This window comes from Luteibacter sp. SVR4-7G, assembly GCF_056755555.1.
Genome location: NZ_JBPGXO010000021.1, coordinates 58404 through 73073, shown reverse-complemented (window position 1 = coordinate 73073; position 14670 = coordinate 58404). Strand labels below are relative to the sequence as shown.

Annotated in this window: 3 protein-coding genes; all 3 read right to left on the bottom strand. The window is 67.7% G+C overall.

Translation table 11 applies throughout. The features are described 5' to 3' along the window. A partial coding sequence (locus tag ACR9ZH_RS10040) for a hypothetical protein (RefSeq protein ID WP_481290620.1) occupies positions 1 to 508 on the bottom strand: 508 nt, incomplete at its 3' end. A gap of 121 nt (positions 509 to 629) precedes the next feature. Next, entirely contained in the window at positions 630 to 13445 is a 12816-nt protein-coding gene (locus ACR9ZH_RS10035) for an autotransporter-associated beta strand repeat-containing protein (RefSeq protein ID WP_481290619.1), read from the bottom strand. A gap of 390 nt (positions 13446 to 13835) precedes the next feature. Continuing rightward, positions 13836 to 14648: a sulfotransferase family protein gene (locus ACR9ZH_RS10030; protein WP_481290618.1), complete on the bottom strand. Its 813-nt coding sequence runs from the start codon at positions 14646 to 14648 to the stop codon at positions 13836 to 13838. Positions 14649 to 14670 lie beyond the last annotated feature (22 nt).

Below are 14670 nucleotides of genomic sequence, written 5' to 3'. Positions count from 1 at the left end.
CGTCATAACTGTTCTCGTCATCCAGGTCGATGGCGTCGATGGATGGGATGGCGGCTTTCAGCGCCTGGAAGTTCTTGTACAGCGTGCTTTGCGAGCTGGTGCCGCCGCCCGAACCCGTGCTGTTGACCAGTGCCTTGATGTGCTGGAAATCGCCGATGTTGGACGAACCGATGCTGAAGGTGATGCGCTTCACGCCAGCCGACTTGAGGCTGGCGAGCGTGCCGGCGAATGAGGGATAGGTCTGCGCGCCGATGTACTTGCCATTGGAGACCAGCGGAAATTCGCCGTTGAAGTTGAGGTCGCCGTTGGCCATGACCTCGACGCTCCACACGATCACTTCATTGAACCCGGAAGGGCCAAGCTCGCTGAGCGTCCTGGACGGGTTCTTGTAGATCGGGCCGCCGCCGAAAATGCCTGTATAGCCCGTAGAGGCTGCAAGCGACACAGGCGGCGCCATGATACCGGCCGCCGCAAGCGTCAATCCGAGCATGATCTTCGTACGAGACATCCGAACCGGATTCCGCATGGCGCACTCTCCCTGGGGGTGATGGTCGCGCCATGCTCATCACCGCGAAGCCGGAGTGTTGTGATGCGCTCTGCAGATCGCGCAAGGCCGCATTATCTTTCGCTCACCAACGCACCCTCACGCCAAGGTTCGCCGCGCGCTCCCGGAAGTTGCTTCCACGCAGGTCCTGGGCGGCGGAGACGACGCCGAACAGGCTGACTCGCGTGTTGAGTTTCGCTTCGACGCCGGCGTCGAGGCGCAAGCTCGTGCCCAGGTCCTGGTTCGGCAGCGCGAGCGCGGTGCCGTCCGCGCCTGGTTCGGCGATCTGCAAGCCGTCGCGACCCTGGTGGAAGCTGTCTTCGACGGCCAGCGTCACCCAGGGCTTGATCCGCGCGCCGCCCTCGGTGACGAAGGCCTTCTCCACGCGCACGCCCGCCCGCGCCGCATTGACCCAGTGGTTGCTGAAGGCCAGCTGGCGGCCGGCGGCATCGACCTTGTCGTGCCACTCCACCTGGCTGGCGGTGAGTTTCAGGTGCGGCTCCACGCTCCAGCCGTTGTCGAGGTCGTAGCGCTGGCCGGCCTTGGCGCTTACCGTCACGCCGCCACCGTCGAGCGATTCGCTGTACGCGTCGGTCGTGCGCACGCGGGCTCGCGGATCCTGCGCGCTGACCACCATCTCGACGTAGGCACCGTTGCTCCAGTGCATGCTCCCGTAGAAACCGCCGACCGGCGCATCCAGGCGGATGCCGGCCGCGCCGGTGGAAGGAAGCCCGGTCGAGTTCCTGCCGTTGGTCCAGTAGTTGCCGTGCAGATAGCCCAGGTAGGCACCGATCCGCACCGACTGCCCGTCGCTCTCCGCGGCATAGTCCATGCCGACATACAGGCCGACGTTGCTGCCCGAGGCTGCGAATCCCGGATCCGCACCCAGGTCCGTACTGCTGCCGGTTGCCGCCACCCAGACCCCGTGGCAGTCGTCGACGAGGTTGGTGCCTGCGCCCTCGCTCCGCTGCTCCGGTTCCTGTCCGCACGCCGGCCGTTCCGTGCCGCGGATGCCGGCCAGGCGCTGGTGCACCAGGTCGTCGTCCTGCCGCGCGAGCACCAGACCCAGGGTGGGCAGGACGCCATAGGCGGGAATTTCCGGCAGGAGGCCGGCCTGGGCATTCAGATACCAGTTGTGGTCCGCTTCCTGACCGAAGGTCCAGGGGAACAGACTGCCAGCCAAACGCACCGTGCCATCCGCGGTGGTGTCGGCGACGAAGCCGCCGGTGGTCGCCGGATCGTCGTGCGGGCTGGCGATCACCAGGATCGAGGTCTTCCCTGCCCCGCTGGTGTCGCTGCCATCGCTGTTGAAGGACAGACGGGTGGTACCGCGCACGTCGCCATCGATGTCCAGGCCGCCGGCGCTGAGGGTGGCCGGAGACACCGTCAGGCGCAGCAAGCCGTCGACGCCCGTGTAGTTGCCGCCGATCGCCAGCCGGTTTGCGCCGACGTCGATCAGGCCCGCATTTTCGACATCGCCGTGGATCGCGGCGCCGGCGTGAGCCAGCAAGCTCGAAGTGCCATCGATGGCGAGGACGCCGCCCGCCAGATCGAACGCGTTGTCCAGGGTGAGCGAGGTGCCGTCGTGCAGGTCCACGCGCTCCCAGCCGGTCAGTGCCGGAAGGGTACGGCCGTCCAGCGTCTGGCCGCCAAACCCGAGCCGGTCACTGCCGGCGCCGCCGTCGAGCGCGGTGACGCCGCTCATGTCGCCGCCGATGAAGTCGACGCTGTCGTTGCCGCCACCGAACGCGAAGGCCCCGCGCACCGTACCCCGCGAGATGAAGCTGTCGTCGCCGGCGGTGCCCGTATAGGCGCCGGTGACCTGCAGCGTCGCGCCGGCGGCGACGGTGGTGCTGCTCGCCGCGATGCTGCCGGCCGCCGTCACGTTCAGCGTGCCGGCGTCGACGTTCACCGTGGTGAAGTCCGAACTTGCCGGGCCGTTGACGTTGAGCACGCCCGCGCCGCTCTTCTGCAGCGTCTCGAAACTCTGCACCGCACCCAGGTCGGCCTGGGTGGCGATGTCGGCATTGAAGGTGTCGTTGCCCGCGCCGGCGACCACCGTGCCAACGAGGCGCGTGTCGTCGTGGATGGTCAGCGTGTCGTCGCCCGCGCCGAGGAGAAGGCTGCCACTAGCGGTGTCGAGCGTGCCGGCCACATCCAGCAGGTCGTTGCCGTCGCCCAGGTCGCCCGTGGCCTTCAGCACGCCGCCGGCACCCACCGTCACCGTATTGGTGCCGGCGCTGCCGCTGAGCGCGACCGGCGCGCCGCCGGCGGCTTGCACCACGCCGTTCACCTGGAGCGCCGTGTTGTCGGCCAGGGCCACCGTGGGCGTTTCCAGCTGGCCGGCCACGTTCAGGGTGCCGCCGTCGATCGTCGTGCCGCTGACGAAGCTCTGCGCACCGTTCAGCGTCGCCACACCGGCGCCTTCCTTGCGCAGGTACTCGAAGTTGATGGTGCGGGTCGCGTCGAAGGCCAACGCGCTGGCGCTGTCGAGTACGACGGTATCGCCGTTGGCGTGGCCGCCCCCGCTGATCGTGCTGTCCAGTTGCGCCCCATCCTGCAGGGTGAGCACGTCGTCGCCACCGCACAGGTCGATCGTGCCCTGTCCGGACACGGTGCCCGCCACGGTCATGGTGTCGTTGCCGTCGCCGCAGCCGTAGCTGCCATCGACCTGCAAGGTCGCGCCGCTGCCCACGAGCGTGTTCAAGGGGCTGCCGGCCATCGCCACGACGCTGCCCGCCGGCCCCACATGCAGCGTGCCGCCCAGCACCTGCACCTCCTGCAGGTCGGTGGCCGCGGGTCCGGTGATGTTGAGCACGCCGGTGCCGGTCTTGGTGACGCCTTCGAAGTTCACCAGCGCGCCCAGGTTGGCCGTCTGGTTGATGTCGTACACGCGCGTATCGAGACCGGCGCCACCGTCGACGGTGCCGTTCACCTCGGTGCCGTCGTGCACCACGAAGCTGTCGTTGCCGTCGCCCAGCGCGAAGGTCCCGCCGAGCGTATCGAGCGTACCGGTCACGTCCAGAACGTCGTCGCCCGCGCCGAGGTCGCCGCTGGCCAGGGCCGTGCCGTTAATCGTCACCGTGTTGGCGCCCGCGCTGCCGGTGATCACCGACGCCGCGCCGGGGCCGGCGTCGAGGCTGCCGTCGACGGTCAGCGCCGTATCGTCACCCATCGCCACGGTGGGCGTGGACAGGGCACCGGCCACGCTCAGCCCGCCCCCGTCGATCGTGGTGCCGCCGCTATAGCTTTGTATGCCGGTCAGCGTGGCCGTGCCGGTATTGGTCTTGTGCAGGAGTTCGAAGTTGGACACGGTGCCGGCCCCGAAGGTCAGGACCCCGGCGTTGTCGAGCGCGACCGTATCCCCGCTTCCGGCGCCACCGTCGAGGAAGCCGGTGAAACCGGTGAGGTCCGCGCCGTCGTGCAGGGTCAGGGTGTCGTCGCCATCGCCGAAGGCGATCGCGCCGTGGCCGGTGATCGCGCCGGCCACGCTCATCGTGTCGTTGCCCGCCGAGCCGGCAAAGCCGCCATCGACGTTGAGCGTGGCGCCGCCGGCCACCGTGGTGGTGGTCACGCCGCTGAGGCTGCCGTCCGGGCCCACGTCCAGCGTGCCGCCCTCGACCTGCACCGTGGTGAAGTCGGACGGCGCCGGGCCGGCCACGTGCAGCGTGCCGGTGTTGGTCTTGGCGAGCGTCTCGAAATTCGTCGCCCCGCCGAGCGTGGCGTCGCCGGCGTAGTCCGCGACCAGGGTGTCATTGCCTGCGCCGCCGTTGATCGGTGCGGCCAGGCCGGACAGGTCCGCGCCGTCCTGCAGGGTCAGCGTATCGTCGCCGTCGAGCATGTCGATGGTACCCAGGCCGCCGACGTTGCCCGCGACGAGGAAACTGTCCGCGCCCGGCGTGAACTGCACCGTGCCGTTCACCACGAAGCTGGCGCCGCTGGCCACGGTCGCGCTCTGCACGCCGCTCAGGCTGCCGGCCGCTTCCACCGCCAGCGTGCCGCCGGCCACGTTGACCGTGGTGAAGGCCGAGGCGGCAGGGCCGGCGATGGTCAGCGTGCCGACGTTCGTTTTGGTCAGCGTCTCGAAGTCGATGGCGCCGCCGAGGACCGCGGTGCCGGCCAGATCCGCCACCAGCGTGTCCGTCCCCGCGCCGCCGCTGACCGGCGTGCCCAGCCCGCTGAGATCTGCGCCGTCCTGGAGGGTGAAGGTGTCGTTGCCGTCGCCCAGGTCGAGCGTGCCGCTGCCGGTCACGGTGCCCGCCACGGTCAGGCGGTCGTCGCCACTGGTGAAGCCGAAGCCACCGTCCAGGCGCAGCGTCGCGCCGCTGGCGACGGTGGCGTCCTGCACGCCGCCGATGCCGCCGGCCGCGCCAACGTTCAAGGTGCCGTCGAGGACGTTCACCCTGAGGAAGTCCGACTGCCCGGGACCGTTGACGTTGAGCGTGCCGACACCGGTCTTGCTGAGGACTTCGAAGTGGGTCAGCGCGCCCAGGTCCGCGCTGGTGGCGATGTCCGGGTTGAAGGTGTCGATACCGGCGCCGCCGTCCACCGTGCCCGTCACCACCGTGCCGTCGTGGATGGTGAAGGTGTCGCTGCCATCGCCCAGCGACAGCGTGCCACCGCCGGTCGACAAGGTGCCGGCGACATCGAGCACGTCGTCGCCGGCGCCCAGGTCGCCGCTGGCGACGAGCTGGCCGCCGGTGCGCACGTTGACGGTGTTGGTGCCCGCGCTGCCACTGAGGAGCGCCGCGGTCCCGCCGGCCGCCTCCACGGTGCCGTCGACATTGAGCACGGTGTCGTCGCCCATGGCGATGCTGGGCGTATCCAGCTGGCCGGCGACGGTGAGGAGGCCGCCGTTGAGCAGCGTGCCGCCGCTGTACGCCTGGATGCCGGTCAGCGTCGCTTCGCCGGCGTTGTCCTTCTGCAGCACTTCGAAGTTCGCCAGGCGGCTGCCGTCCAGCGTCATCGCGCCGGCGTTGTCGAGCACCACGCGATCGTTACCCACGTTGCCGTCGACCGGGTTGGCCAGCCCGGCGAGGTTCGCGCCGTCGGTGAGGGTCAGGGTGTCGTCGCCGCCGCACAGGTCGATGATACCGCTGCCGCCGAGCGTGCCGGCGACCGTCATCGTGTCGTTGCCCGTGCCGCAACCGAAGGCGCCGTCGACGTTCAACGTGGCGCCGGTGCCTACGACCGTCGCCAGCGAACTGCCGGCCGTGGCCGCGACGCTCGCGCCGGCCGCCACGTCGAGCGTGCCACCGAGCACCTGTACTTCCTGCAGGTCGGTCGTGCCCGGTCCGGTGATGTGGAGCACGCCGGTGCCCGTCTTGGTCACACCCTCGAAGTTCACCAGCGCGCCGAGGTTGGCACTGGTGGCGATGTCGTAGGTGCGGGTGTCCAGCCCGGCGCCGCCGTCGATGGTGCCGTTCACCACGGTACCGTCGTGCACCACGAAGTTGTCGTCGCCGTCGCCGAGGGCGAACACGCCGCCGCCGGTATCGAGGGTGCCGACCACGTCGAGTGTGTCCACGCCGGCACCGAGGTCGCCCTGGGCCAGCAGCGTACCGCCCGTGCCCACCACCACCGTGTTGGCACCGGCACTGCCAGTGATCGTGCTCGGCGTGCCCGCGCCGGCATCGAGCGCGCCGTTTACGGCCAGCGTCGTGCCGTCGCCCATCGCCACGGTCGGCGTGGTCAGGGCACCATCCACGCCCAGCGTGCCGCCGTTGACCGTCGTGCCACCGACGAAGGTCTGGTTGCCCGTCAAGGTGGCGGTGCCGGTGTTGTCCTTCTGCAGCCGTTCGAAGTTGCTGGTGCGGCTGGCATCGAGCGTGAGGGCATTCGCACTGTCGAGCACCAGGGTGTCGCCCGTACCGGTGCCACCGCTGATGGTGTTGCTGAGCACGGCGCCATCCTGCAGCGTCAGCGTATCGTCGCCACCGCACAGATCGATGCTGCCGCTTCCCGAGACCGTGCCGGCCACCGTCATCGTGTCGTTTCCGGCGCTGCAGCCGTAGCTGCCATCCACGTTCAAGGTGGCGCCGGCGGCGACGGTCGTGGTCAAGGGTATGCCCGGTGCCCCCACCACGCTGCCGGCCGCGGTGACGTTGAGCGTGCCTTGCACCACGCTCACGCTCTGGAAGTCGGAGCTGAGCGGGCCGTTGATGTTGAGGACGCCTGAACCGGTCTTGCCCAGCGTCTCGAAACCCTGCACGGCACCCAGGTCCGCCACGGTGTCGATGTGCGTGTCGAAGGTGTCGTTGCCGGCGCCGGCCGAGACCGTCCCCACGATCGCCGTGCCTTCATGGATGGTCAGCGTGTCGTCGCCGTCGCCCAGGGCGAGGGTCTGACCGCCGGTGTTGAGCGTGCCGGCGACGTCCAGGACGTCGTTGCCGGCGCCGAGATCGCCGTTGGCGAGCAAGCTGCTGCCCGTGGCCACGCTCACGCTGTTGCTGCCCGTGCTGCCGGTGATCAGCGCCGCGGTACCGCCGCCGGCCTGGAGCGAGCCGCTGACGTTGAGCGCGGTGCCGTCGCCCATGGTGACGCTCGGCGTGGTGAAGTCACCCGCCAGCGACAGCACGCCGCCGTTGATGGCGGTGCCGCCGCTGAAGCTCTGCGTACCGGTCACCGTCGCCGAACCGACGTTGTCCTTCTGCAGGAACTCGAAGCCGCCGGTCATGCCGCCATCGAGGACCATGTTCGTCGCGCTGTCGAGCACCAGCCGGTCGTTCGTGCCGGCGCCGGCATCGACGCCCGCGCCGGTCAGCAGCGCGCCGCTTCGCAGGGTCAGTGTGTCGTCGCCGGCGCCCAGGGCCAGTGCGCCGGCGCCCGTGTCCAGCTCCCCCGCGACGGTAACGCTGTCCGCGCCGTCACCGAGGTCGCCGTTGGCGGCCAGCATGCCGCCGCTCCCCACGCTGATGGTGTTGCTACCGGCGCTACCGGTGATGACCGCTGGGGTCGATCCGCCGGCATTGAGCGTGCCGTCGACGGTGAGCGCCGTGTTGTCGGCCATCGAGACGCTGGGTGTGGCGAGCGAACCGTCCACGTCGAGCGAACCGCCGTCGATATGCGTGCCGGCACCGAACGACTGCGTGCCCGTGAGGGTCAGCGTGCCGGTGTTCTGCTTGGTCAGGATGTCGAAGGTGTCGATGGCCGCGCCATCCAGTGTGTAACCCAGCGCCGTGTCGACCACCAGCGTATCGGTGCCGTTGCCGCCGGAAGCGTTCACGCCGCCGCCCAGCATCTGCGCGCCATCGTGCAGCGCCAGCTGGTCGTCGCCGTCGCCCAGACCCAGCGTCCCGGTGCCGGTATTGAGCGTGCCGCGCAGGTCGACGGTGTCGTTGCCCGCACCCAGGTCGCCGTTTGCCAACAGCGTGCCGCCCGTGCCGACGGTGACCGTCTGCGCGCCGGCATCGCCGGTCAGCGCTACCGGCGCGGCGCCGGTCGCCTGCACCGTGCCGTTCACCGTGAGGCCGGACGTGCCGGTCATGGCGACGGTCGGTGTCGTCAGTGCGCCGTTCACCTGCAACGTCCCGCTGCCAATGGTCGTCGCGCCGATCTGGTTGTTCGCCGAGGTGAGCACACTGGTGCCCGTGCCCACCTGGGCAAGGGTGCCCGGGCCGCTCAACGTGCCGCTGAAGGTGAAGGTGTCGCTGCGATTGAGCGACAGGGTGGACGTAGGCGAATCGACGATCACGTTGCCGACGCCGGCATTGCCGGTGGTGCCGCCATTGCCGATCATCAGGTTGCCGTTGTTGATGACGGTGTTGCCCGAATACGTGTTGTTGCCGGTCAGCACCCAGGTGCCGCTGTCGTTCTTGGCCAGCGTGGTCCGGCCGGTGCCGTTGTCGCCGATGGTGCCGCCCATCGTGTTGGCGCCGGTATTGGTGCCGCCCAGGGCGATGGTGCGGGCCGTGTTGGTCCCCAGCAGCGCCACCGCGCCGGTGTTGGTGAACTGCAGCGGCCCGGTGCCGGAGGATTCGATGAAGGTAACGCCCGTATCCAGGGTGAACTGGCGGTTGGTGCTGTCGCCCGCACCGGTGTAACGCAGCGTCGAGCCGTTGCCGATCACCAGGTTCGTTGCCGCGTTGCTGGACGCGCCGATGCTGCTGGCCTGGCCGCCGTTGGCCATCTGGTCGACGCTCAACACACCGCCATTGATGCGCGTGATGCCGGTGTAGGTGCTGTTGGCGTTGGTCAGGCGCCAGGTGCCGGTGCCGGTCTTGGTCAGTGACGTGACGCCGGCGCTGTTGTTGTCGAGCTGCGCGGCGAGCAGGTTATAGCCGGTGTTGCTGCCGGTCAGGGTCAGCGTACGCGCGGTATTCGCACCGGCCAGGGTCACCGGGGCGGTGTTGGTGAATTCGACGATGCCGGTGCCCGAGGCATCGAGCGTGCCGCCGCTGGTGCCCAGGGTGAACTGACGGTCCGTGCTGCTGCCCGCGCCGATGTAGCGCAGCGTGCCGTTGATGGTCAGATTGGCCGGCGCCGAACTCGAGGCGCCGATCGAGCTGTTGACGTTGCCGTTGTCGAGGCAGTTGACGACCAGCACGCCGGCGTTGATCGTCGTCGCACCGGTGTAGCTGCTATTGCAGCCGGACAGGGTCTGGGTCCCCCCGCCGTTCTTGATCAGGCTGCCGGTACCGCTGATCGCGCCAGCGTACGTCTGCCCGAGGCCATCCCGGATCGTCAGCGAACCGCTGCCCAATGCGATGTTGCCGCCGAGGTTGCCCCCGCCGATCAGGGCGCCGGCATTGGCGTTGAAATTGTTCAGATCCAGCAGCGCACCGGCGGTATTGTCCATCCAGAAAGAGTTGGTGCTGCCGAAAGCCGTCGCCGAGCCGGCACGCAAGATGCCGCCTCTGACGTGGGTGTTGTTGGTGTAGGTGTTGTTACCGGACAGCACGAGCGTGCCGGCGTTGTCTTTGTATAACTCGCCCCCGCCGACGACCGGCCCGCTGAAACCGAGCGTGCTGCCGTTGATGACGTCGATGACGCCGAAGCCTGTGAGAGTGAATCCCCGATCGGTGCTGACCGTCGCGCCGGTGTAGTTCAGGTTGCCGTTGCTGAACACCAGATTGCTCGACGCGCTGCCGGAGGCTCCGACACCGCTGGCCTGCCCGCCGTTGGCCAGGCAATCGGTAATGATGGTGGCACCCGCCAGGGTGGTCGGCCCGGTGTAGGTGTTGTTGCAGCCAACGAAGGTCTGGTTGCCTCCGTTGGTGCGCGTGATTCCACCGGTACCGCTGATCGTTCCCGAGTAGGTGGTGTTGCCGCCACCGGCGAGAGTCAAGGTGGCCGAGCCGAGCGTGACATTGCCACCGGTCGTGCCACCGCCACTCAGCAGACCAGTGGTGTTGTTGAAATTGTTGAGGTCCAGCGTGGCGCCGGCGACATTGGCCAGCGTCACGATACCGGCACCGCCAAAGGCCTGGGTGGACCCTGCACGCAGGATGCCGGCATTGATCGTGTTTCCGCCGGTGTACGTATTGGTGCCAGATAATACGAGAGTGCCAGCGCCGTTCTTGATGAGCGTGCGGTTCCCTCCCGCCGCCTGCACGACGGTACCGCTGACGGTCAATGTCGTCGTCGCGTCGCTCACGTCGACGGTGCCGTTGCTCGCTCCCAGGGTGAAGCCGCGGTTGGTGCCGGTAGTCGCGCCGGTGTACTGCAGGCCGCCGCCGTTGAGCACCAGGTTCGCCGACGCTGCCGACGACGCACCAATGCCGCTCACCTGCCCGCCGTTGGCCAGCCTGTCCACCGACAACAGGCCTCCGGTCACGGTCGTGATGCCGGTGTAATTGTTGGCGTCGTTGGCCAGGGTCAGGGTGCCGGCGCCGCTCTTGGTAAACGTGGCGCCGTCGGGGCTGGTAACGAGACCGGTGAAGGTGAGATTGGTGGTGGCGTTGGTGACGTCCACACCGCTGCCCAGAATGGCGCCCGACTTCGCGAAGGTAAAACCGCGGTCGCTGCTCGTGGTGGCACCGGTATAGCTTAGCGTGGCCCCTTGGAGCGACAGATTGGCCGGGTCGGCCGTGGACGCGCCGATGCCGCTGGCCACACCGCCGTTGCCGATGTTGCTCACCGAAAGGGTGCCCTGCGCCACCTGGGTGGCGCCCGTATAGCTATTGCCAGTGTTTGCCAGGGTAACGAGGCCGGTGCCAGCCTTCACGAAGCCGGTCCCTGCACCGTTATCGACGATCTGCGAGGCGATGGTGAAGTTGCCCGTGCTGTTCTGCTGCACGGCCAGGTCGCCGCCATTGGCGCCGGTCATCATGCCGCCGGTGATCAGCTGGTTCGTGTTGAGCACCGATGGCGCCACGATGATCGTGCCGTCGACGCCGAGCGTCTGTCCCGGGCTGACCGTGACCGTGGTCGACTTCGGCACGGTATAACGCAGACCGGCCAGCTGCTTGCTGCCGGTCACGGTGTTGAAGAAGCCGGTCGAATCGGTGATGTATTCGTTGTCGAGCCAGTTGGCCGCGTTGTCCTTGTTGGTGTAGTCGGCGACGGTGAACGCCGTGATGTTGCCACCGACCACCTTGGCGTAATCGGTGCCGTTGACCGTGGCCCAACCGCCGAGCGTGGTGTTGGTGGTGGTGATGTTGCCGCTGACCGGCAAGTTGAAGTTCATCAGGCCGCCGGTACGGTTGATTGCGCCGAGGTTGACGGTCAGGCTGCCACCGGTACCGGACGTTGCGCCAATGGTGTTGTTGCTGGTGGTGACGTTGACGCCATTGAACGTCTGCGTGTTGTTCTCGCCTGCCGCCCCGAACACATTGAGTGTCCCGCCGCCCATGTTGAGCGTGGAGCTGCTGCCGATGATGTTGCTGGCCGGACCTCCCGCGGGACGGAAATCCAGATTGAGGGTGCCGCCGCCGAGGGTCGTGGCGCCGGTATAGGTGCTCGCGCCGGTCAGGGTCTGCGTGCTCGCGCCGAGCTTGGTCAGGCCGCCGCTGCCGGTGATGCTGCCGGCATAGGTGGCCGTGGTGCCCGCCGCGGCTTGCAGGGTGAGGTTGGCGGTGCCCAGGTCGACCGTGCCGCCCATACCGGACAGGGTGCTGAATGTCCGGTCGAAATCGTTGAGGTCCAGCGTGCCGCTGTTGACTTGCGCGGCGGTGGACCCGCCGAAGGCGTTCGCCGTACCGGCGCGCAGTACGCCGCCATCGACGATGGTCGTGCCGGTATAGGTATTGGCTCCCGTGAGCGTCCAGGTGGCACTGCCCGCGCTGCGCAGGTTGCCCGCACCGGACACCACGCCGGAAACGAGATTCTCGGCACCGCTGAAGCCCCCGCCGAGCGTGGCCGTGCCGGTGATGGCAACGGTGCCGGCCAGCGCCAGCGCGCCGGTACCGTTGCTGTTAACCGAGCCATTGCTGATGGACCACGATTTGTTGGTCGACTCGCCTGCGCCTACGTAAGAGAGGTTGCCGCCATTGACGACGAGCGATCCCGTTCCCAGCGAACCCGCGACGCCCGCATTGGCGATCAGCGCCGCCTCTACCGTGCCGGCGCCGCCGATGTTCGCCGCGCCGGAAAACGTGTTCGCGGTGCCCAGCCGGACCGTTCGGCCGCTGTTGGCACTGAACGTTGCCGAGCGGCCGGAGTTGCTGCTGATCACGCCGAGTACATTCAGATCGGCGGTCTCGGCGCTGAAGCCGAAGGGGCGCGAGCCGCCCACGGCGGCAACATCGCCGGTCAGGGTGAGCGCGCCGCTGCCGCTGTTGTATAGATAGGCCGCACCGCTATAGTTGCCCGGCCTGAACTGCCAGTTGCGGTTGGAACTGTTACCTGTGCCAGTGTAATGAAGCCCGGATATCCCCAGTGCCTGGCCACCGCCCGGGCCGAGGAGGATGGTTCCATTGGCCACGGTCGTGGGTGCGCCCAGCGAACTCGGCATGCCCAGGTCGGCGATCGTACTGAAGGAATTCGAACTGCCATCCCAACCGGGCAAGGTAGTGAACTGGGTTTGCCCCTGGTAGTTGTTCGCGTTGTTGGTTAGCGCTATGCCGTCGCCAGCGTTCAAACCGCCGGCGCCTGTGTAGAAGGCACCGCCCAGTCCGCTGCCCCTGATATTGCCGATGCCACTTACCAGGTTGACCGTGCGTCCGGAGGAAATCGTACCGCCCGAGGAGAAGGTGCGTCCGTTCTCCAGGTTGACCACGTTGCCGAGGCCGCCCAGCGCCGCGTCGCCGATGGCACCCACGGCGAGGTTGCCCCCGGTGGCGTTGATGTTGCCGGTGAAGCTGTTCGCCGCATTGAGCGTCAGCGTCCCGCCATTGATGTCGATGCCGCCGCCGAAGGTGTTGCCGCCGCTCAGTGTCAGCGCACCTGCGCCGGCCTTGATCAATCCGCTGGTGCTGGCGATCGGGGAGGCGATGGTCGTGGTACCCGCCGTCACCGAAACCGTGGGGCTGGTGCCTCCGAGCGTCAAACTGCCTCCGGTGAGCGAATAGCCATCGGTCTGGAAGGTGAGGTTATGAGCAGTGATGGCACCACCCAGGGTGACGGTGCCGGCAGTGCCGCCGAAGTAGGCGTCATAAAGGGCCGCATTGCTCCACGCGCTGTACGGTCCGCTAACGCCGTCGTTGTTCGGACTCCAGAACGGGCTCGCGGTGTTCCAAGTGCCCGTGCCGCCAGAGCCGACGGCGGTGCCGTTGACGTCCCAGTAGCGGTCAACGGCCTGCGTCGGCGCGGCCAGGACCAGGAGCGCAGTGAGGATGCCCAGCCGCAGCGGCCAGGGGGAGACGGAGCGGCGTGAGGATGTGAGGGACTCGAGTGACCGCGGTCGGCGCACGCCATCCCCGTCGGATCCCCCAGCACCCTTGCCGCGACGTGCGGCCAGTTCGGAAGCCACCACCCAGGTATGCAACGCCCTGGACCAGACGACGCGGAAAATGCGGTTCATGCCGTACTCCTTCCCCTAAGGTCGAGACATGCGTACTGCCTTGATCCACTTTCCCCGGTGAAACGACGGCACGGAACCTATCCGGCACTGGCGCGGATGCGCCGCCGGCCGGCCGTGGCTCAGCCCGGCCTTTTCAGGCCGTGCGAGGAAAAGTATGGTGTGCGACGGTGGATCTGCCCGCGACGTCGTCGACGAGCCTTACTGCCCTGACCGGATGTACCGGCCGTCCCCTGAAGCATCGACTGCATCGACCGTTCCCCTGCCAGAGAAACCCGCTAGCCAGTGCGTGCGCGAAGTCCGAAGCTGCGGTGACCGGCCGTCCTCGGTGCCATGCTCGCGAAAAAATCCTAGCACGAGCCGCATCCGCGTTGGCCACTACTGAATCACAGCTTAGAACACGCTTACGCCGTGAATATTCGCTCGCGCGTCCAGCCAGAACCCTTCGTTTTCGAAACGTCCGAAGATATCCGGGGGCAAGACCGTACCGCGCGGCGTGGCGGCCACTCTGCTACCGACTGCGTGAAGACCAGGCATACCCACATAGGTATCGAAGCGCTCGGCATCGAAATGGACATTGTCGAAATCGTGCTCGAACGCCGGCTCGCCAAGGAACTTATAGACCGCCGCCATCGCCCTGGCCGGGTCGCGCACGAGCGATTCGTACTGCAGCAGCATCAGGTGCCGCGCGTGATCGCCGAAGAACGCTTCCTTCAGGGCATTGTACGAATAGCCCAGGATGCCTTCGCCGTTCGTGATGGCCTCGACGCGGTTGTAGACCGTCCCCCCGGTGTGGAAGTTGAACATGAAGGAGGGCCGCAATGCGTTCTTCTGCGCAGCCCTTTCCACGCTGTCCACGATCCATGAAAGCTGCCGGACGCAGGCGACGATCTTCACGTCAGGAAAGAGCTCGCTCAGCACCGGCAGCTTCGCGCACCATATGCGGCTGGTGTCGAAGATGACCTCGGCTTCGAACTCAGGGCCGTAGTAGCCCGCGAAGAGGCCACGCAGCACGCGTCGCCGCTGTTCGTCGTCGATGAGCGGGAAATATTCGTTACGGGCGCTCAGCTCCCCAAGCATCGCATTCACCATGCCGGCAAGCGGACTGCTCATGTGCGCGTGGAACCGGGGATTCTGCCGAAGCAACGCCGCCAGCAGCGTGGAGCCGGACCTGGGCAGGCCCGAGATGAAGTGGATCGGTCTCATGGCTCCTCTTATCGCCGATGTT